The 19,923-nt window shown below is 67.7% G+C and carries 17 protein-coding genes, 1 tRNA gene and 1 pseudogene; 8 read left to right on the plus strand and 11 right to left on the minus strand.

Annotated elements, in window-relative coordinates; all coding sequences use genetic code 11:
* Nucleotides 1–434: 434 nt before the first annotated feature.
* Nucleotides 435–845 carry a VOC family protein gene (locus tag ACIGO6_RS14650; protein WP_399875516.1) on the plus strand — a complete coding sequence of 137 codons (411 nt, stop codon included), beginning with the start codon at nucleotides 435–437 and terminating at the stop codon, nucleotides 843–845.
* 475 nt (nucleotides 846–1,320) lie between these two features.
* Here ACIGO6_RS14650 and ACIGO6_RS14655 read toward each other — a convergent pair whose 3' ends face one another.
* Together ACIGO6_RS14655 and ACIGO6_RS14660 are read right to left on the minus strand one after the other, a co-directional pair.
* Nucleotides 1,321–1,986 carry a YdcF family protein gene (locus ACIGO6_RS14655; RefSeq protein WP_399875518.1) on the minus strand — a complete coding sequence of 222 codons (666 nt, stop codon included), beginning with the start codon at nucleotides 1,984–1,986 and terminating at the stop codon, nucleotides 1,321–1,323.
* Nucleotides 1,983–2,312, minus strand: a pseudogene (locus ACIGO6_RS14660) (UTRA domain-containing protein); the annotation flags it as partial. The pseudogene ACIGO6_RS14660 and the gene ACIGO6_RS14655, both read right to left, overlap by 4 nt.
* 26 nt (nucleotides 2,313–2,338) lie before the next feature.
* Between ACIGO6_RS14660 and ACIGO6_RS14665 the strand changes: the two are divergent.
* A complete protein-coding gene (locus ACIGO6_RS14665) occupies nucleotides 2,339–2,680 on the plus strand; it encodes a tyrosine-type recombinase/integrase (protein WP_399875860.1) in 342 nt (113 codons plus the stop codon).
* Between the two features lie 282 nt (nucleotides 2,681–2,962).
* On the opposite strand, the gene ACIGO6_RS14670 is transcribed toward ACIGO6_RS14665, so the two are convergent.
* The 9 genes from ACIGO6_RS14670 to dnaA form a co-directional block, all read right to left on the minus strand.
* Nucleotides 2,963–3,039: transfer RNA gene (locus tag ACIGO6_RS14670), tRNA-Ile, on the minus strand.
* 83 nt (nucleotides 3,040–3,122) lie between these two features.
* The gene (locus ACIGO6_RS14675; RefSeq protein WP_399875520.1) at nucleotides 3,123–3,851 is read right to left on the minus strand and encodes a DUF3566 domain-containing protein; all 729 of its coding nucleotides are present in this window, start codon (nucleotides 3,849–3,851) and stop codon (nucleotides 3,123–3,125) included.
* A gap of 18 nt (nucleotides 3,852–3,869) precedes the next feature.
* Nucleotides 3,870–6,464 (minus strand): DNA gyrase subunit A, encoded by a 2,595-nt coding sequence (gene gyrA, locus ACIGO6_RS14680; protein WP_399875522.1) that lies wholly within the window; start codon nucleotides 6,462–6,464, stop codon nucleotides 3,870–3,872.
* A gap of 42 nt (nucleotides 6,465–6,506) precedes the next feature.
* Nucleotides 6,507–8,567 carry a DNA topoisomerase (ATP-hydrolyzing) subunit B gene (gene gyrB / locus ACIGO6_RS14685; RefSeq protein ID WP_399875523.1) on the minus strand — a complete coding sequence of 687 codons (2,061 nt, stop codon included), beginning with the start codon at nucleotides 8,565–8,567 and terminating at the stop codon, nucleotides 6,507–6,509.
* A 424-nt stretch (nucleotides 8,568–8,991) separates the two neighbouring features.
* A complete protein-coding gene (locus tag ACIGO6_RS14690; protein ID WP_399875525.1) occupies nucleotides 8,992–9,576 on the minus strand; it encodes a DUF721 domain-containing protein in 585 nt (194 codons plus the stop codon).
* Entirely contained in the window at nucleotides 9,573–10,694 is a 1,122-nt protein-coding gene (recF, locus tag ACIGO6_RS14695) for a DNA replication/repair protein RecF (protein ID WP_399875527.1), read from the minus strand. The genes ACIGO6_RS14690 and recF overlap by 4 nt, the downstream gene beginning before the upstream one ends.
* 36 nt (nucleotides 10,695–10,730) lie before the next feature.
* Nucleotides 10,731–11,606, minus strand: coding sequence for a phosphogluconate dehydrogenase (NAD(+)-dependent, decarboxylating) (gene gnd / locus ACIGO6_RS14700; RefSeq protein WP_311571252.1), 876 nt, complete (start codon nucleotides 11,604–11,606; stop codon nucleotides 10,731–10,733).
* Nucleotides 11,607–11,825: 219 nt separating this feature from the next.
* On the minus strand, nucleotides 11,826–12,956 hold the full coding sequence (gene dnaN, locus ACIGO6_RS14705; RefSeq protein WP_399875529.1) for a DNA polymerase III subunit beta: 1,131 nt from the start codon (nucleotides 12,954–12,956) through the stop codon (nucleotides 11,826–11,828).
* An 871-nt stretch (nucleotides 12,957–13,827) separates the two neighbouring features.
* The gene (gene dnaA / locus ACIGO6_RS14710) at nucleotides 13,828–15,732 is read right to left on the minus strand and encodes a chromosomal replication initiator protein DnaA (protein ID WP_399875531.1); all 1,905 of its coding nucleotides are present in this window, start codon (nucleotides 15,730–15,732) and stop codon (nucleotides 13,828–13,830) included.
* A 377-nt stretch (nucleotides 15,733–16,109) separates the two neighbouring features.
* Between dnaA and rpmH the strand changes: the two genes are divergently transcribed.
* The 6 genes from rpmH to rsmG all read left to right on the plus strand — a co-directional run bounded on the left by rpmH (nucleotide 16,110) and on the right by rsmG (nucleotide 19,658).
* Nucleotides 16,110–16,247, plus strand: coding sequence for a 50S ribosomal protein L34 (gene rpmH / locus ACIGO6_RS14715; RefSeq protein WP_003975051.1), 138 nt, complete (start codon nucleotides 16,110–16,112; stop codon nucleotides 16,245–16,247).
* 21 nt (nucleotides 16,248–16,268) lie between these two features.
* The gene (gene rnpA, locus ACIGO6_RS14720) at nucleotides 16,269–16,640 is read left to right on the plus strand and encodes a ribonuclease P protein component (protein ID WP_399875534.1); all 372 of its coding nucleotides are present in this window, start codon (nucleotides 16,269–16,271) and stop codon (nucleotides 16,638–16,640) included.
* Nucleotides 16,637–17,011, plus strand: coding sequence for a membrane protein insertion efficiency factor YidD (gene yidD / locus ACIGO6_RS14725; protein ID WP_399875536.1), 375 nt, complete (start codon nucleotides 16,637–16,639; stop codon nucleotides 17,009–17,011). Before rnpA ends, yidD begins: the two co-directional genes overlap by 4 nt.
* Nucleotides 17,012–17,014: 3 nt before the next feature.
* Nucleotides 17,015–18,286 carry a membrane protein insertase YidC gene (gene yidC / locus ACIGO6_RS14730; protein ID WP_399875538.1) on the plus strand — a complete coding sequence of 424 codons (1,272 nt, stop codon included), beginning with the start codon at nucleotides 17,015–17,017 and terminating at the stop codon, nucleotides 18,284–18,286.
* A 15-nt stretch (nucleotides 18,287–18,301) separates the two neighbouring features.
* Nucleotides 18,302–18,814: a protein jag gene (locus ACIGO6_RS14735; protein ID WP_399875540.1), complete on the plus strand. Its 513-nt coding sequence runs from the start codon at nucleotides 18,302–18,304 to the stop codon at nucleotides 18,812–18,814.
* A 124-nt stretch (nucleotides 18,815–18,938) separates the two neighbouring features.
* Nucleotides 18,939–19,658 (plus strand): 16S rRNA (guanine(527)-N(7))-methyltransferase RsmG, encoded by a 720-nt coding sequence (gene rsmG / locus ACIGO6_RS14740; protein ID WP_399875542.1) that lies wholly within the window; start codon nucleotides 18,939–18,941, stop codon nucleotides 19,656–19,658.
* Nucleotides 19,659–19,923 lie beyond the last annotated feature (265 nt).

Below are 19,923 nucleotides of genomic sequence, written 5' to 3' on the forward strand. Positions count from 1 at the left end.
CCCCGTCGCCAGCGGTCGGGTCTTTTCGCACGCCACGAGCGGGTGGATGGTGCCTTGAATGCAGCAGATGCTGTAGATGCCCTAGATGCAAAAGACCCCCAGCCGCTACCGACTGGGGGTTCTCTTCGCTGGTGGGGCTAACAGGATTTGAACCTGTGGCCTCATCCTTATCAGGTCGATCATGGGACCCTTGGAACATCGGCCAACTCGTCTCCCGCCTCGACTGGCTGTCCGTCGAGGTACGGCGGTGTACGCCGCTGTCCGGCCTTGTCGGTGTCAGGTACTGGTGTCAGCGATGAGGGGCGCTCTTGACAAACCTCACACAGCCTACTAAGCGGCTCCGCCGAAGTCCGCTGCTGATCCGCACCTGCGGTACAAACCTGGCCGCCCCTGGTGAACGGGGCCTGCGGGTGAGCTTGTGACAAGATCGCGGGATGCTGCGACTCACCGATTTCATTATCGACTGCCCGGACACGATGAAGCTGGCGGCTTTCTACTCCGAGGTGACGGGCCGTCCGATCAAAGAAGGCAGCTCCGAGGACTGGGCTGGCATCCAGTTCGGCGAGATCGAGCTGGCATTCATCCGGGTGGACGACTACCGAGCTCCGCAGTGGCCCGACACCGAGCACCCCAAGCAGTTCCACCTCGACTTCGAAGTGGACGAGATCGAGTCCGAGCAGCGCCGCGTCCTCGACCTCGGCGCGACGCTGAAACAGGACTTCATCGGCCCCAACGGCTACGGCTGGCAGGTCTATACCGACCCGATCGGCCACCCCTTCTGCCTGTGCCGCAACAAGGGCGTCATCTGGACCGACCAGGGCCCGATCTGGCCCAAGCGCGACTAATTAGCCGCCCACTTCCTCACCCACCACTCACCCCAGCTCCCATCCCGTCTGCCGTCGACCCACACACCGTGGAGCGGGCGTGGTCCCTGGCGTCCAGGTGGAGCGCGCCACTGTACGAACGACCTGGACGCCAGGGGCCGCGTCTGCTCGGCTCTGCCTGGGTCGATGGCAGACGGGATGTGAGCTCCCCGTGCACGCCACTACTCCGCCGGCACTCGCGAACGGCGCCCCCGCCATCCTGGAGCCTGAGCGCCCCCGCCGGAGGCATGCTTTGACCGCGGCCTCGCTATGCGGTGCTCGACTCATGGCCCTTGGCCCTACCCACACGTGGGCGCGCGTCGGCGCAGCGCCCGCAGCGCGGGCCGGAGGCATGAGCGCGGAGGGCGGCGGAGCCGGGAAGCGCGCCCGGCGGAGCGGAGCGCAGCCGGGGCCTGATGAGGTAGAGAAACCTGTAACAGCTCTCGCTTGGTTCGGGTCAAGACGAAGGCACGTCAGTGGCCAGGAGTCGGCTCGTGAAGCCGGCTTCGCACAGGCGCTCGTACGCCTCCAGCACGTCGGCGGGCACTGATTGGCTGATCATGAATCCCTGCTCCGGATAGATCATCAGTCGCTGCAGCGCACCAACCAGCATGTCGATCACCAACCGGGCGTCACCGATGGAGTCGACGTACTCGTCGAGCGTCATGGGAGCGGAAGCACTGACGATCTCGACTGCGGGCCAAAGCTTGCGTGCGGTGGCGTACGCTCGTCGCTCCTCGTAGGGCTTGCTGATGAGGAGCACCGAAGAAACCTCGATCCCCTCCTGCTCCAACAGCTCTCGCGAGAAGCGGATGTTCTCCCCCGTGTTGCGGGCGCGCAGCTCTACGAGGATGGCCGTGCTGGGGACACCGAGTTCCACTGCCCGTTCCTGGTAGTGGACTGCTTCGCCGCGGGGCATACGCTCCCGCGTCGTGGGGCTGGTGGCACCGGTGAACAGGAGCAGGGGGGCCATGCCGCGCTTGTACAGGTTCACCGCCGTGTCGGCCACGCCCAGGTCGTGGCTACCGAGCCCGATGGCAACCGAGCACGGCCGGGGCGTCTGGCCCATCTGGTGGTAGTCCCATACGCGCCGGGCGTCCGCCCAGTCCTGTGCTGAGATCACTGCTGGCCTTCCCTGTCCTTCGCCGAGTCGGGCACCTTGAAGTCGTACTCCCAAGCAAAGCGCGATGCCGCGTGTACCCCGATGGCGTACTCCACGACGGTGCCCGCGGCCGTATAGGTCGTCCGATGCAGCTCGACGACCGGTTCGCCCGGCGGTAGCTGGAGCTGCTTCGCCTCTTCCGGTGTAGCGGCACGGGCGAACAGTCGCTCCTTCATGTGATCGATCTCGTAACCCGCGTCGTACAGCACGCGAAATCCACCGCCTCGGCCGGCGGGCCCCGGCGTAGGGTCGACCAGCCGAGTGCCTTCAACATGCTCAGGCCGGTAGTCATGAGCGCCGGGAGCTGCAAGAGCTGGAGCGGAAGATCGCCGGTGAGCACTGGTCTCAGGAGCCAGACCATGACCTGATCTTCTCCTCGGAGCACGGCGGCATGATCGATCCGGTGGGCTTCTCCCGCACCTTCGATCGGCTCGTCAAGCGCGCCGGCGTCCGCCGGATCACGGTCCGCCTTGCTCGACACACCTGCGGGACCCTGCTGGCCTTCCTGAAGCTGCATCCCAAGGTCGCTCAGGCGATCCTCCGTCACAGCCAGATCAGCATGACCATGGACGTCTACACGCACGTCGTCGGCGACAGTGAGCGCGAAGCGGTGGGCATGCTCGCCGAGCTTCTGGAAGATCCGCTCATCGGCTGACGCGTCCACTGGATGGCCCGCGGCGGAACCTGCTGCGTACCCACGTCACACTGAGCGCCACTACCCCGATCACGGACAGGAAGACTGCCCCAAGGACCACTGTCACTCCGGCCGAGATCACGAAGATCCCCCACCATGGCGGATCGCCTTCCACAGTCCTCCTCAGCGCAGCATCCGTACCGAGCACGACGCTGGGAAGCTGAGGCCGGTTCCGTGACCGCCGCTGATGTCAGCCGTGGATGTCAAAGACCCCCAGCCGATACCGACTGGGGGTCTTTTCGCTGGTGGGGCTAACAGGATTTGAACCTGTGGCCTCATCCTTATCAGGGATGCGCTCTAACCAACTGAGCTATAGCCCCGCCGCGCTTTGCGGGGTGTGTGTCCCGCGCGCTGACTCCTGAAGATTAGCGCACGACAGGGGCAGTCCCAAAATCCGGTGCGCTCACTCGTCCTCGGCGAGCGTCAGCTCGACACCGCCGACGAAGCCGGCGGAGAGGTTGTAGATGAACGCACCGAGCGTGGCCAGCGCCGTCGCGAGGACGACGTCGATGACCGCGATGACCGTCGTGAACAGCAGCACGTTGGGCAGCGACAGGAACGACTGCAGGTCGAAGCCGTTGGACTCGTTCGAGCCGGTCGCCTCGGAGATGGTGCCGCCGACCGTCGAGAAGACGCCCATGGCGTCCATGACCATCCACAGCACCGCGGACGCGACGATCGTGCAGATGCCGAGCGCGATGGAGAGCAGGAAGCTGACCTTCATCACCGACCACGGGTCGGCCTTCGCCACGCGCAGGCGTGCCTTGCGGACGCGGGGCGTGGTGCGCGCGCCGGTGCGCGGGCGGCGTACCGCGCCGGAGGACGGGTCGCCGCCCTGCGTCTGGTACGCCTGCGGCGGGTGGTACGGCCCGCCAGGTTGCTGGGGCTGCCGTTCGCCCGGCAGCGGCGAGGCCGACTGCTGAGTCTGCTGGCCTCGGGTGTCCGTCACAGTTCCCCCCTGGGATCCATGCGTCTTGGAGCTCGCCGAGTGCGAATCGGCCGCGCCGTCGTCGATCTTGCGGAGCCGAGTCGTGTGCGGGTCCTTGGCACGCGCGGCGGAGCCACGGCCGCCGCCGCCCGTTTCCGTACCCGTGGAGGTACCGGCCGATCCGGCGCCCGTGGCTCCGCTCACGATGACTCTCTCCTCGTGCTACTCGGCCGAGGGCGCCTCGCCCTCGTCCGTGCCGGTGGTCGCGGCATCCTCGGCGGTCTCGTCGACGACCACATCGCCGTCGACCTCCTCCGCCTCGCGTCCCGCCTCGGCGTTGCGTGCGATGCCGACCACGGCATCGCGCTTGCCCAGATTGATCAGTTGGACGCCCATGGTGTCACGGCCCGTCTCCCTGACCCCGCTGACTCGCGTGCGAATCACACCGCCCGAGAGTGTGATGGCGAGGATCTCGTCGTGCTCCTCGACCACCAGCGCGCCCACGAGCGATCCGCGGTCCTCGACAATCTTGGCAGCCTTGATGCCGAGGCCGCCGCGGCCCTGGACGCGGTACTCGTCGACAGAGGTCCGCTTCGCGTAACCGCCGTCAGTGGCAGTGAACACGAACGTACCGGCTCGAACAACATTCATCGAGAGCAGCTCGTCCCCTTCGCGGAAACTCATGCCCTTGACGCCCGAGGTGGCACGGCCCATCGGACGCAGCGTGTCGTCCGAGGCGGTGAACCTGATCGACTGCGCCTTCTTGCTGATCAGCAGCAGATCGTCCTCGGCCGAGACGAGTTCGGCTCCGATCAGCTCGTCGTCGCTGCCGTCCTCCTGCTCCCGCAGGTTGATGGCGATCACGCCACCGGATCGCGGCGAGTCGTAGTCCTTCAGTGACGTCTTCTTCACCAGACCGGCCTTGGTGGCCAGGACCAGGTAGGGCACCGCCTCGTAGTCGCGGATCGCGCGGATCTGGGCGATCGTCTCGTCCGGCTGGAAGGCCAGCAGGTTCGCCACGTGCTGACCGCGCGCGTCCCGGCCGGCGTCGGGCAGCTCGTACGCCTTCACCCGGTAGACCCGGCCCTTGTTGGTGAAGAACAGCAGCCAGTGGTGCGTGGTGGACACGAAGAAGTGGTTGACGATGTCGTCTTCCTTGAGCTTCGTGCCGCGCACGCCCTTGCCGCCGCGCTTCTGGGCGCGGTAGTCGTCGGTCTTGGTGCGCTTGATGTAGCCGCCCCGGGTGACCGTGACGACGATGTCCTCCTCGGCGATCAGGTCCTCGATGGACATGTCGCCCTCGTACGGGATCAGCTTGGTCTTGCGGTCGTCGCCGAACTTCTCGACGAGCGCCGTCAGTTCCGCGCTGACGATCCCGCGCTGGCGGACCGGCGAGGCGAGGATCTCGTTGTACTCGTTGATCTTCGCCTGGAGTTCGTCGTGCTCCTGGACGATCTTCTGCCGCTCCAGTGCCGCCAGGCGCCGCAGCTGCATCTCCAGGATCGCGTTGGCCTGGATCTCGTCGATCTCCAGGAGGTCCATCAGGCCCCCGCGCGCGATCTCGACGGTGTCGCTGCGCCGGATCAGCGCGATGACGTCGTCGATGGCGTCCAGGGCCTTGAGCAGGCCGCGCAGGATGTGCGCCCGCTCCTCGGCCTTGCGCAGCCTGAAGCGCGTACGGCGGACGATGACCTCGATCTGGTGGTTCACCCAGTGGCGGATGAACGCGTCCAGGGAGAGGGTGCGCGGCACGCCGTCGACCAGGGCCAGCATGTTGGCGCCGAAGTTGGTCTGCAGGTCGGTGTGCTTGTAGAGGTTGTTCAGCACGACCTTGGCGACCGCGTCCCGCTTGAGGACGATGACCAGGCGCTGGCCGGTGCGCGACGACGTCTCGTCACGGACGTCCGCGATGCCGCCGATCTTGCCGTCCTTCACCAGGTCGGCGATCTTCTGCGCCAGGTTGTCCGGGTTGGTCTGGTACGGGAGCTCCGTGACCACCAGGCACTGGCGGTTCTGGATCTCCTCGACCTCGACGACCGCGCGCATGGTGATCGAGCCGCGCCCGGTGCGGTAGGCCTCCTCGATGCCCTTGCGGCCCACCACCAGGGCGCCGGTCGGGAAGTCGGGGCCCTTGATGCGCTCGATCAGCGCGTCCAGGAGGTCCTCGTGGGACGCCTCCGGGTTCTCCAGGTACCACTGGGCGCCGGCCGCGACCTCGCGCAGGTTGTGCGGCGGGATGTTGGTCGCCATGCCGACCGCGATACCGGCCGAGCCGTTGATCAGCAGGTTCGGGAAGCGGGCGGGCAGGACGGTCGGCTCCTGGGAGCGGCCGTCGTAGTTGTCCGTGAAGTCGACGGTCTCCTCGTCGATGTCGCGGACCATCTCCATCGACAGCGGCGCCATCTTGCACTCGGTGTACCGCATGGCCGCCGCCGGGTCGTTGCCCGGCGAGCCGAAGTTGCCGTTGGAGTCGACGAGCGGCATGCGCATCGACCACGGCTGGGCGAGGCGGACCAGGGCGTCGTAGATGGAGCTGTCGCCGTGCGGGTGGTAGTTGCCCATGACGTCGCCGACGACGCGGGCGCACTTGTAGAAGCCGCGCTCGGGCCGGTAGCCGCCGTCGTACATCGCGTACAGCACCCGGCGGTGGACGGGCTTGAGGCCGTCACGGACGTCGGGCAGCGCACGCGAGACGATGACGGACATCGCGTAGTCGAGGTACGAGCGCTGCATCTCCGTCTCGAGCCCGACGGGCTCGACACGCATCGCCAGGGCGTCGCCCTCGGGCGTCGTCACAGGAGTGTTCTCGTCGGTCATTGCTGGTGAAGATCCTTCCTGGTGCGGTCAGCTGAGACCGACTCAGATGTCGAGGAAGCGGACGTCCTTGGCGTTGCGCTGGATGAACGCGCGGCGGGCCTCGACGTCCTCGCCCATCAGCACCGAGAACAGGTCGTCGGCCTGCGCGGCGTCGTCGAGCGTGACCTGGCCGAGCACGCGGTGCTCCTGGTCCATGGTCGTGATGCGCAGCTCCTCGGCGTTCATCTCGCCGAGACCCTTGAAGCGCTGCACGGAGTCCTCGCGGATGCGCTTGCCGGCGTTGCGGCCCATCTCGATCAGCGCGTCGCGCTCACGGTCCGAGTACGCGTACTCGAAGTCGTCCCGACCCCACTTGATCTTGTACAGCGGCGGACGGGACAGGTACACGTGCCCGGCCTCGACCAGCGGCCGCATGAAGCGGAACAGGAAGGTCAGCAGCAGGGTGTTGATGTGCTGGCCGTCGACGTCGGCGTCCGCCATCAGGATGATCTTGTGATAGCGAAGCTTCTCGATGTCGAAGTCCTCGTGCACACCCGTGCCGAACGCGGAGATCATCGCCTGGATCTCCTGGTTCTGCAGGATCCGGTCGATGCGCGCCTTCTCGACGTTGAGGATCTTGCCGCGGATCGGGAGGATCGCCTGGTACTGGGGGTTCCGGCCGGACTTGGCCGAACCGCCGGCGGAGTCGCCCTCGACGATGAAGATCTCGCACTTGGTCGGGTCGTTCGACTGGCAGTCGGACAGCTTGCCCGGCAGCGACGCCGACTCCAGCAGACCCTTACGACGGGTCAGGTCACGGGCCTTGCGGGCCGCCACGCGCGCGGTGGCCGCCTGGATGCCCTTGCGGATGATGTCCGCCGCCTCGTTCGGATTGCGGTCGAGCCAGTCGGTCAGGTGCTCGTAGACGACCTTCTGGACGAAGGTCTTCACCTCGGTGTTGCCCAGCTTCGTCTTGGTCTGCCCCTCGAACTGCGGCTCGCTCAGCTTCACCGAGATGATCGCGGTCAGACCCTCGCGGATGTCGTCACCCGTGAGGTTGTCGTCCTTCTCGCGCAGCAGCTTCTTGTCCCGCGCGTACTTGTTGATCAGCGAGGTGAGCGCCGCCCGGAAGCCCTCCTCGTGCGTACCGCCCTCGTGCGTGTGGATGATGTTGGCGAAGGAGTACACACCCTCGGTGTAGCCGCCGTTCCACTGCATCGCGACCTCGAGGGACAGGTTCTTGTCCTTGTCCTCCGCCTCGAGGTCGATCACGGTGGGGTGCACCAGCTCTCCCTTGCGGGAGTTGAGGTACTTCACGAAGTCGACGATGCCGCCCTCGTAGTGGTACGAGACGCTCTTGACCTCGTGCTTCTCGTCCTCGCCCGCCTCGTCCGCGCCCGCGGTGGCCTTCGCCGACTCGCGCTCGTCGGTGAGGTTGATCCTCAGGCCCTTGTTGAGGAAGGCCATCTCCTGAAAGCGCCGGGAGAGCGTCTCGAAGGAGTAGTCGGTGGTCTCGAAGATGTCGCCGTCGGCCCAGAAGGTGACCGACGTGCCGGTCTCCTCGGTGGCCTCGTGCCGAGCCAGCGGTGCCGTGGGGACACCCACCTTGTAGTCCTGCGTCCAGCGGTAGCCGTCGGTCCGGACCTCCACGGCGACCTTCGAGGAGAGGGCGTTGACGACGGAGACACCCACGCCGTGCAGACCGCCGGAGACCGCGTAACCGCCGCCGCCGAACTTGCCGCCCGCGTGCAGCACGGTCAGCACGACCTCGACGGCGGGCTTGCCCTCGGAGGGGACGATGCCCACCGGGATGCCACGGCCGTTGTCCACGACCCGGACACCGCCGTCGGCGAGGATCGTGACGTCGATGGTGTCCGCGTGGCCGGCCAGCGCCTCGTCGACGGAGTTGTCCACGACCTCCTGCACCAGGTGGTGCAGGCCGCGCTCACCGGTCGAGCCGATGTACATACCGGGTCGCTTGCGGACCGCGTCCAGACCCTCGAGGACGGTGATGGCACTGGCGTCGTACGAGGCGGAAGCCTCGCCGTGCGAGGTGCTCACCGCGTCGTTCACGCCGGTGTCGGTGGACGGGTTGTTCTCGTTGGGGTTGCCGGAATCGGCCACGAAGCGCCCTTTCTGGCACAGCACGAGCCGGGCTCGTCGGCGGGTTGCCGGAGCGGCTGCGGCATGTTGCGTTGGTAAGCCTTGATCAGCGTTGCTCAGCTAGTCCCGGACGGTCCCCACATTCTGGGGCGGGATTGTCTTCCATTCTACCGGTACCACTGACACTGATGGGGGTTTGCCGGTACCTGAGTCCGCATGTGCCGCCCTGAACGAGGCTCGTCCGACTCCCGATATGCGGAAGGGGGCCTCAAGAGGCTCACGACGGCACTCAGCGCTTCGGGGCGTCAACCCTTGGCTACTTGGGAGTCAGATCGCGATTCGCAACCGTGTGCGGTGATACGACAAACCAGGCGCCAACGACTCACACCGGCCGTTGACGCCTCTACATGTGAGGTACATCACCCACCCCTGACGGGGCGGCAGATCACCCGTACGTGTCCCCCGGCCCCCGGCTCCCAGGAGCCCGCAACGGCCCGTACCGACGACCGGGACCACCCGGACCACCCGGCCCCTGCACCTTGATCATCCGCACGGAACCATGCCCGAGATCCTCATTGAGCCGCGCCACCAGCGTCGGCGCCAGCAACCGCAGATTCGTCGCCCAGGCCGTCGAGTCGCAGCGCACCACCAGCACCCGCTCGTCCTCGTCATAGCGCTCCGGCACACAGTGCTTGGCCACGTCCTCACCGACGATCTGCGGCCAACGGCCCATCACACCGCCCACCGCCGCCGGCGTCTCCCAGCCCCGCTCCGTGATCAACCGGTTGATCGCCGAACCGAGCGCCATCGGATCACGCCCGTCGGCACGCGCACCCGAACGCAGACCACCACGACGCGCCTGCTTCTTCTGCTGCACCGCGTCCCCACGCGCGCGTGCCGCCTCCCGCGCCGCCCTCAGCGCCACCCGCGCGAGATCCACACCGGACGGCTCCGCGGCGGCCCCGCCCTCTCGACCCTTCTGCCCCTGCTCTCCCGAAGACCTCCCGGGAACGGGCCCGTCCGCGCTCATACCCGCTCCACCGACCCCTCGGCCACCGCGAACCGCGCCCCCGCCAGCACGTGCGGCACGTCGTCGTCGACCGCGGCCGTCACCAGCACCTGCTCACCGGGAGCCACCAGCTCGGCCAGCCGCTCCCGCCGCCGCGCGTCCAGCTCCGCGAAGACGTCGTCGAGAACGAGCACGGGCTCGTTCCCCTCCGCCCGGAGAAGATCGAACGACGCCAGCCGCAACGCCAGCGCGTAGGACCACGACTCACCGTGCGAGGCGTACCCCTTCGCCGGCAGCTGACCGAGTTTGAGCAGCAGATCGTCCCGATGCGGCCCCACCAGAGTGACGCCCCGCTCGATCTCCTGCTTGCGCGCCCCGGTGAGCGCGCCCATCAGCTGCTCGTAGAGATCCTCACGCGTGTGCGCCTCACCCGGCGCCGACGGCTTGTACTCCAGCGCGACCGGACCACCACCCGGCGCCAGCTGCTCGTACGCCTTGTCCGCCAGCGGCTGAACCGCCGCGATCAGATCCAACCGCTGCGCAAGCAGCTCTGCACCCGCACGCGCCAGATGCTGATCCCAGACGTCCAGCGTCGACAGGTCCATCGTGCGACCACCGTGCCGACGGGCGAGCGCCGCCGACTTCAGCAACGTGTTCCGCTGCCGCAGCACCCGGTCGTAGTCGGACCGCACCCCGGCCATGCGCGGCGAACGCGCGGTGATCAACTCGTCCAGGAAACGACGCCGCTCACCGGGATCACCCTTCACCAGCGCGAGATCCTCGGGCGCGAACAGGACGGTACGCACGATACCGAGCACATCACGCGGCCTGACCTGCGAGGACCTGTTGACCCGGGCACGGTTGGCCTTCCCCGGGTTCAGCTCCAGCTCGATCAGCTGCTGCCGCTCGCCCTGCCGGACCTGCGCGCGAATCACCGCACGCTCGGCACCCATGCGGACCAGGGGCGCATCGGAGGAGACCCGGTGACTGCCGAGGGACGCGAGGTAACCGACCGCCTCGACGAGATTCGTCTTCCCCTGCCCGTTCGGACCCACGAACGCGGTGACGCCCGGGTCCAGCGGAACCTCGACCCGGGCGTACGAGCGGAAGTCGGCCAGCGACAGATGCGTGACGTGCATGGTCGTTCGCCGACCTCCCCAACCTTCGGGTGTTGCTTACTTCTTCTCGACCGCGTGGCCGCCGAACTGATTGCGCAGCGCGGCGATCATCTTCATCTGCGGCGAGTCGTCCTGCCGGGACGCGAACCGCGCGAACAGCGACGCCGTGATCGCCGGCAGCGGCACCGCGTTGTCGATCGCGGCCTCCACCGTCCAGCGTCCCTCACCGGAGTCCTGTGCATAACCCCGCAGCTCGTCCAGGTGCTCGTCCTCGTCGAGCGCGTTGACCGCCAGGTCCAGCAGCCAGGAACGGATCACCGTGCCCTCCTGCCAGGAGCGGAAGACCTCGCGGACGTTCTCCACCGAGTCGACCTTCTCCAGCAGCTCCCAGCCCTCGGCGTAGGCCTGCATCATCGCGTACTCGATGCCGTTGTGGACCATCTTCGCGAAGTGGCCCGCACCCACCTTGCCGGCGTGCACGGCACCGAAGTCGCCCTCCGGCTTCAGGGCGTCGAAGACCGGCTGCACCTTGGCGACGTTCTCGGCGTCCCCGCCGTACATCAGCGCATAGCCGTTCTCCAGGCCCCACACGCCGCCCGAGACGCCGCAGTCGACGAAGCCGATGCCCTTGGCCGCCAGCTCCTCCGCGTGCTTCTCGTCGTCCGTCCAGCGGGAGTTCCCGCCGTCCACGACGACGTCACCGGGCTCCAGCAGCTCGCCGAGCCGGTCGACGGTGGCCTGCGTGGCCTCACCGGCCGGGACCATGACCCAGACCACGCGCGGGGCACTGAGCTTGCCCACAAGCTCTTCCAGGCTGTGGACATCGGCGAGGTCCGGATTGCGGTCGTATCCGACGACGGTGTGGCCCGCGCGGCGGATCCGCTCGCGCATGTTGCCGCCCATCTTGCCGAGGCCGACGAGACCGAGCTCCATCAGTTGCGTTCCTTAGGTGTGCGAGGGGGCGGGACGGCACCTCCGAACCCACCGGATGCGTGCCGCGGCACTTTCGTACCCACGTCCGAGCCTAAACCCGGACGCCCGTGCACAGCTGTGGGCATACGCGCTCAGACGTACGCCCCCACCTGCGGCTTTGCCCTCACCCTGTGGACAACCTGGACGGCCACCGAGGCTGCGCCCGGCCGACTCAGCCGCTCAGCCGCTCAGCCGCACCGGCATGATCAGGTACTTGTAGGCATCGTCGGCCTCCGCGTCCAGCGCCGGCTTGCCGCTGAGCAGCGCCGGCTTCGTGGACGTCGTGAAGGACAGCTGGGCCACCGGCGAGTCGATCGCGCTCAGCCCGTCCAGCAGGAACGTCGGGTTGAAGGCGATCGAGATGTCGTCGCCCTCCAGCTGCGCGTCGACCCTCTCCACAGCCTGTGCGTCGTCGCTGGAACCCGCCTCCAGGATCAGCACGCCCTGCTCGAAGCTGAGCCGCACCGGAGTGTTGCGCTCGGCGACCAGCGCCACGCGCTTGACGGCCTCCACGAACGGGGCGGTCTCGATCACGGCGACGCTGTTGAACTCCGTCGGGAAGAGCGTCTTGTACTTCGGGAGGTCGCCCTCCAGCAGACGCGTCGTCGTCCGGCGGCCCGCCCCCTCGAAACCGATCAGGCCCTCTCCCGCACCGGAGCCGGACAGCGCCAGAATCACCTGATCACCGCTGGTCAGCGCCTTGGCGGTGTCCTGGAGCGTCTTGGCGGGCACCAGGGCGACCGCGGAGACCTCAGGGTTCTCCGGCTTCCACAGGAACTCGCGGACCGCGAAGCGGTAGCGGTCGGTGGAGGCCAGCGTCACCGAGTCGCCCTCGATCTCGATGCGCACGCCGGTGAGGACGGGCAGCGTGTCGTCACGGCCGGCGGCGATCGCGACCTGCTGCACGGCCGCGGCGAAGACCTCGCCGGGGACCGTGCCCGTCGCCTCCGGCATCTGCGGCAGCGCCGGGTACTCCTCCACCGGAAGGGTGTGGAGGGTGAACCGCGAGGAGCCGCAGACCACCGTCGCCCGTACACCGTCTGTGGAAATCTCCACCGGCCGGTTGGGGAGGGCCCGGGAGATGTCGGCGAGCAGACGGCCGGAGACGAGGACCGTGCCCTCCTCCTCGACCTCCGCCTCCACCGACACCCGCGCGGAGACCTCGTAGTCGAAGCTGGACAGGCTCAGCTGCCCCTCCTCGGCCTTCAGCAGCAGGCCCGCGAGGACCGGCGCCGGCGGACGGGCCGGGAGGCTGCGCGCCGCCCAGGCCACTGCCTCCGCGAGTACGTCGCGTTCCACCCGGATCTTCACCGTAAGCCGCCTCCTGCTGTTGCCGGCGCTTCTCGCCCTGCTTCGCCTTCGTCGTCTGACCCGGTGTCGTCGGCCGCTGTGAGGGCCAGGACACCGGGGACCAGTCTGACGCACCCCACTGACAGTAGGTGCCGTTCGGGGTCAAGTCGCGACGAGGGGCGGTCGGGCTCGATGGGACGAGTTGTGCACAGGTCCCGCTTCGAAACGAATTCCGCACTCTCTCTAGCCGGGAGTAGTAGTAGGGCCTGTGGATACCGTGGATAACCTCGTTTGCGCAGGTCAGCGCAGGAATTTTGTCCACGGGGCCTGTGGGCGGAGCCCGTGGACAACTCTGCCCGTCTGTGGAGAACAGAAAGTTCTGCACACTCCGTGCACAGGGAGAGGCGACTTCTCCCCAGAGCCGTCCCCAGGTTTACCCACGTTTCCCACAGCCCAACCATGCACCTCGATGTGACGCCTTTCACTCGACGCGGTGAGAGGTCGCATCGCGTTGCCGAACAGTGGACAGCCTTGTGGAGAAGCTGGGGATCGCTGGGGACAACCGGGCCCAGCCTGTGGGCAGCCCGTGGACAACCCGATGCACAGCCTGTGGACCGCTTCGTTGTCCACAGGCTGTGGAGATCGTTCGTCCACGAATCCACAAGGGCCTGACCTGCCCTGATGGTGCCTCAACACCCTGGCCTGTGGACAGGATCGGGACAACTTCCCAGTCCCCAAGGTGTGGAAGGAAAAAAGTCACCGAATCTGTGGAGAGTGGCCGTAACCCGGCAGGTATTCGAACAGCCGGTGGCCGGGCCGTGGCACGGAAAAGGCGCCCCAGGTCTCTCCGGGGGCGCCTCGTGCGGTGGCAGCCGGCCCTCGCCGGCCGCCGTCAGCCGTTCTTGATGCGGTTGGTCAGCTCGGTCACCTGGTTGTAGATGGAGCGTCGCTCGGCCATCAGATTGCGGATCTTGCGGTCGGCGTGCATCACCGTGGTGTGGTCCCGGCCGCCGAACAGCGCACCGATCTTCGGCAGGGAGAGGTCCGTCAGCTCGCGGCACAGGTACATGGCGATCTGGCGGGCCGTCACGAGCTGTCGGCCGCGGGAGCTGCCGCACAGGTCCTCGACCGTGAGGCCGAAGTAGTCGGCTGTCGCTCCCATGATGGCCGTCGAGGTGATCTCCGGCGTCGAGTCCTCCCCGCCGGGGATCAGGTCCTTCAGGACGATCTCGGTGAGGCCCAGGTCGACCGGCTGCCGGTTGAGCGACGCGAACGCCGTCACGCGGATCAGGGCGCCCTCCAGCTCGCGGATGTTGCGCGAGATGCGGGAGGCGATGAACTCCAGTACCTCCGGCGGGGCGTTGAGCTGCTCCTGTACCGCCTTCTTGCGCAGGATGGCGATCCGGGTCTCCAGCTCGGGCGGCTGGACGTCGGTGATCAGGCCCCACTCGAAACGGTTCCGCAGCCGGTCCTCCAGCGTGACCAGCTGCTTGGGCGGCCGGTCGGAGGAGAGGACGATCTGCTTGTTGGCGTTGTGGAGCGTGTTGAAGGTGTGGAAGAACTCCTCCTGCGTCGACTCCTTGTCCGCCAGGAACTGGATGTCGTCGACGAGCAGGATGTCCATCTCGCGGTAGCGCTTGCGGAAGCTGTCGCCCTTGCCGTCGCGGATGGAGTTGATGAACTCGTTGGTGAACTCCTCGGAGCTCACGTACCGCACGCGCGTGCCGGGGTAGAGGCTGCGGGCGTAGTGCCCGATGGCGTGCAGGAGGTGGGTCTTTCCGAGCCCCGACTCCCCGTAGATGAAAAGGGGGTTGTAGGCCTTGGCGGGCGCTTCGGCGACGGCGACGGCGGCTGCGTGGGCGAAGCGGTTGGAGGCGCCGATGACGAAGGTGTCGAAGAGGTACTTCGGGTTCAGGCGTGCGGTCGGCTCGCCCGGTCCGGGGGCCGGCGCGGGCTGTGCGGCCAGGGGGCCGGGTGCGCCGGTGGCGGGGCCGGGGCCGACGGGGCCGCCGCGGTGGACGTGTCCGGAGCCGGAGGGCGGCTCGGGCAGGTCGCGGCGGGGGGCGCGCTGGTCGTAGTCGCCGCGTTGCTGGTCGTAGTCGTTGCGGGGCTGGTCGTAGTCGCCGCGCGGTGGGTCGTAGTCCGCGCGCTGGGCGTCGTACGGCGGGCGTTCCGGTGACTGGGGGCGGTAGTCCTGCGGGTAGCTGTCCTGGGAGGGCGGGCCGTACGAGTCCTGCGTGGGGGACGCGTAGGGGTCACGTTCCGGGAAGCCGAGGCGCTGCTGCTGCCAGCCGTAGTCGTCCTGCTGTGCCGGGCGGGGCCAGGAGCCGGGCTCGGGGCGCTGGTACTCCTGGGGGTAGGCGGGGCGGGCGGTGGGGAGCTGGTCGGCGCGGTGGCGGCCGTATCCCTCGTAGTCGTCGCGGTTTCCCTGGCCGGGGCCCGGGGCGGGGAGCTCGGGCTCCTCGTAGCGGGGCTGGGGGCGGGTGGGGGCGGCCTGCGGTGTGGGGGCGGGGGGCTCGCCGGCGGTGTCGTCGACGGTGATCGCGATGCGGATCGGGCGGCCGCACTCGCGGCTCAGCGTCTCGCTGACGACCGGGGCGAGACGGCCCTCCAGTACGCCCTTCGCAAATTCGTTCGGTACGGCGAGCAGGGCGGTGTCGGCGACCAGAGCAAGGGGCTGGCAGCGCCGGATCCAGTGCTCGTCCTTCGACTCGACGCCCTGGCCGCGGCTGTCGCCGAGGAGTTTCTCCAGTACGCGTGGCCACACTGCGGCAAGATCGGCAGGTACGTCAGCCACAGGGCACGCTCTCTCACGAGTCCCTCGAAGGTGTGATTCGGGGACGGGTCGGGATGAAACTCGGGTGGGGCAGGGGATAAGGGAACGAATCGGAGTCCATCCACGGTAGTCAGCGCGACCGGTAGGGTTCAAGTTGTTGTCCCCAGCCTGTGGACAAGCGACTTCCGGGCGCCGCTGGTTTGACCGAATGGCGCAGTCCCACGTACCGTAACCAGGTCGAGTTGTCGATGGCTGCTGCCGCCTGCCTCCGATGGGCACAGGTCACGTCCAAGGTGATCGAAAAGCGGTGCACTCGGGCGTAACGCGAGCTACTCGTGGGCGCACGGTGACAGCCAAGACGGCACCCCGCCAACCCCGATTCTTTCTGGAGCCCCCGAGTGAGCAAGCGCACCTTCCAGCCGAACAACCGTCGTCGCGCCAAGACCCACGGCTTCCGGCTGCGTATGCGCACCCGTGCCGGCCGCGCGATTCTCGCGACCCGCCGCAGCAAGGGTCGCGCCCGTCTGTCCGCCTGATTCCGATCAGGTCATGACGTCGTGCTGCCCACCGAGAACCGGCTGAGGCGGCGCGAGGACTTCGCGACCGCGGTACGACGGGGCCGCCGGGCCGGCCGCCCGGCCCTCGTCGTTCACCTTCGAAGCGGTGCCACGGACCCGCACGCGCCTGGGGAGAGCGCTCCCCCGACACGTGCGGGTTTCGTCGTGAGCAAAGCTGTGGGTGGTGCGGTGGTGCGCACCCAGGTGAAGCGCAGGCTTCGCCATCTGATGCGCGACCGGATCGAACTGTTGCCCCCCGGTAGCCTGGTAGTCGTACGAGCGCTGCCCGGTGCGGGTGACGCCGACCATGCACAGCTGGCCCGAGACCTGGACGCCGCTCTGGAGCGGCTGCTGGGAGGGGGCGCGCGATGAAGTACCCGCTGCTGGCTCTGATCAAGCTGTACCAGTGGACGATCAGTCCGCTGCTGGGGCCGGTGTGCAAGTACTACCCATCGTGTTCCCACTACGGGTACACGGCCATCGACCGGCACGGTGCCCTCAAGGGCACGGCGCTCACCGCCTGGCGCATCCTGCGGTGCAATCCGTGGTCGCTGGGCGGTGTGGACCATGTTCCGCCGCGCAAGCGTCCGCGGTGGCACGAAATGCTGCGTGACGCCTGGCGTGCACGCAAGGGCGGGCCCTCCGCCGCCGAACCGGCCACCGAAGGACAGACTGCTCCCACGAGTCCGTCCGGTCCTTCGAGCCCGGCCGCAGAGACCCCGCCCCATGCCCAAGGAGCATGATTAGTGGACACGATTGCCAGCCTCTTCAGCTTCATCACCTGGCCCGTCTCCTGGGTCATCGTCCAGTTCCACACGGTGTACGGGGCGATCTTCGGGCCGGACACCGGATGGGCCTGGGGCCTGTCCATCGTGTCCCTGGTGATTCTGATCCGTATCTGCCTGATCCCGCTCTTCGTGAAGCAGATCAAGGCGACGCGTGGGATGCAGACGCTCCAGCCGGAGATGAAGAAGATCCAGGAGCGCTACAAGAACGACAAGCAGCGTCAGTCCGAAGAGATGATGAAGCTGTACAAGGAGACGGGTACCAACCCACTCTCCTCGTGCCTTCCCATCCTGGCGCAGTCCCCGTTCTTCTTCGCCCTGTACCACGTGCTCAACTCCATCGCGTCGAACGACACCATCGGGGTGATCAACGACCGACTGCTGGCGAGCGCGCAGAAGGCCCACATCTTCGGTGCCCCGCTGGCTTCGAAGTTCACCGACGGCGCGGCCGAGGTGGAGGCGCTCGGCTCCTCGCTGACGGACGTCCGCGTCGTCACCGCGATCATGATCGTGCTGATGTCGGCGTCGCAGTTCTTCACGCAGCGCCAGCTGATGACCAAGAACGTCGACACCACGGTGAAGACGCCGTTCATGCAGCAGCAGAAGATGCTGATGTACGTCTTCCCGGTCATGTTCGCCGTCTTCGGTATCAACTTCCCCGTCGGTGTCCTCGTCTACTGGCTGACCACCAACGTGTGGACCATGGGCCAGCAGATGTACGTCATCCGCAACAATCCGACGCCGGGTTCCAAGGCGCAGGCCGCCTACCTGGAGCGGCTGCACAAGAGCGTCACCCAGCACGGCAAGACCCGTGGTCGTGGTGAGCGGGCCATCGTCAAGGCCATCGTCGCCAAGGGCCGGGACCGCAACGAGTTCGAGCGGAAGTTCATCAACGGTCTGAACAAGGCCGGCCTGGCGGCTCAGGCCGACGGCAATGTGACGAAGAGCGACGCCGAGGTCGCCGCCCAGGCCGAGGACGGCGCGGTCGTGACCACCACGCCCAAGCGCCAGCAGCCCAAGCGGCAGAGCAAGTCTCAGCGCCAGGCCACCAAGGTGGCCGGTGAGTCCGAGCCGAAGACTTCGCTGTCCAAGTCGGACGAGCCGCAGGACAGCAGGCAGGACGCGAAGCCTGCTGCCGCCAAGAAGCCCGCTCAGAAGTCCGGCGGCCGTAGCAAGGCGCAGTCCGGACAGCGCAAGGGCCCGCAGCGGCCCAAGTCCCCGTCGAAGAAGTAAGAAGGAGTCCATCCCGTGACGGAAGGCACCACCTCCGCCGCTGCCGAGGGCGCAGACACCCTGACTCGCCTCGAGCAGGAGGGCGAGATCGCCGCGGACTACCTGGAGGGTCTGCTCGACATCGCCGACCTCGACGGCGACATCGACATGGATGTCGAGGCCGACCGTGCCTCTGTCTCGATCATCAGCGACACGAACAGCCGTGATCTGCAGAAGCTGGTCGGCCGGGACGGCGAGGTGCTCGAGGCCCTGCAGGAGCTCACGCGCCTGGCCGTGCACCGGGAGACCGGCGATCGCAGTCGGCTGATGCTCGACATCGCGGGGTACCGGGCCAAGAAGCGTGCCGAGCTCTCCGAGCTGGGTGCCAAGGCCGCGGCCGAGGTCAGGAGCAGCGGCGAGTCCGTGCGGCTGAAGCCGATGACACCGTTCGAGCGCAAGGTCGTGCACGACGCGGTCAAGGCCGCGGGGCTGCGCAGCGAGTCCGAGGGCGAGGAGCCGGAGCGCTTCGTCGTCGTCCTGCCCGCCTGATCGGCCCTTACGTTTTCCGGCCCCGTCTGTTGCGCAGACGGGGCCGAATTTTGTCAGCCTGATAGTTCTGGTGGTTCTGGCGTCGGCGACTGGTGCGTCGGTGCGGTACGGAAGGACGGTCCCCGTGACGGAGGCAGCGGAGCTTCCCCCTGTGCCCGAGCAGGCACGCGAGGTGTTCGGCGATCGGTACGCGGACGCGGTCCGCTACGCGGAGCTGCTCGCCGAGGCGGGGGTGAAGCGCGGTCTGATCGGTCCGCGTGAAGTTCCCCGCCTGTGGGAGCGGCATCTGCTGAATTGCGCGGTGCTCTCGGAGGTCGTCCCCGAGGGCGTGACGGTGTGCGATGTCGGTTCGGGCGCCGGCCTGCCCGGGATCCCGTTGGCCCTGGTCCGGGACGACCTGAAGATCACGCTCCTTGAGCCGCTGTTGCGGCGCACCAACTTCCTCACCGAGGTCGTGGAGCTGCTGGGGCTGGACCATGTGACCGTGGTGCGTGGCCGGGCCGAGGAGGTCATGGGCAAGGTGCCGCCGGTGCATGTGGTGACGGCCCGTGCCGTTGCCCCGCTCGACCGGTTGGCCACGTGGGGGATCCCGCTGCTGCGCCCTTATGGCGAGATGCTTGCTCTCAAGGGCGACACCGCCGAGGAGGAGCTGAAGGCCGCGGCCACGGCGCTGAGCAAGCTGGGTGCGGTGGAGACGTCCATCCTGCATGTCGGTGAGGGGGTCGTGGATCCCATGTCCACCGTGGTGCGGGTCGAGGTCGGGGAGAGCCCGGGCGGCGTGCGTTTCGCTGCCAAGCGGGCCAAGGCCGCCCGGACGGGGCGGGCGCGTCGACGTCGCGGATAGCGGCTGGATGCTGATGGTGGGGCGTACTCCACACAAGGTGCCCAACTTGCGCATGCCGGAGTGTCGCGGCATTTCGGCATCGGCTGCTGTGCATCGTGTTTCACGTGAAACGTCGCTCACTGCTGCAGGGCATCATCAGTCGGGGCCGCGCCGCGGCCGAACCCCGCGACCGGAAGCCTCTCGGGTCGCTCGGAGAGGGCGCGGAGTTGTCCACAGAGGTGGATTTCTCCACAGAAGACCAGGCCTCACTGGTTCATGACCCCGA

Origin of the sequence: Streptomyces sp. NPDC053750 (assembly GCF_044544295.1) — a bacterium.
GTDB lineage: Bacteria > Actinomycetota > Actinomycetes > Streptomycetales > Streptomycetaceae > Streptomyces.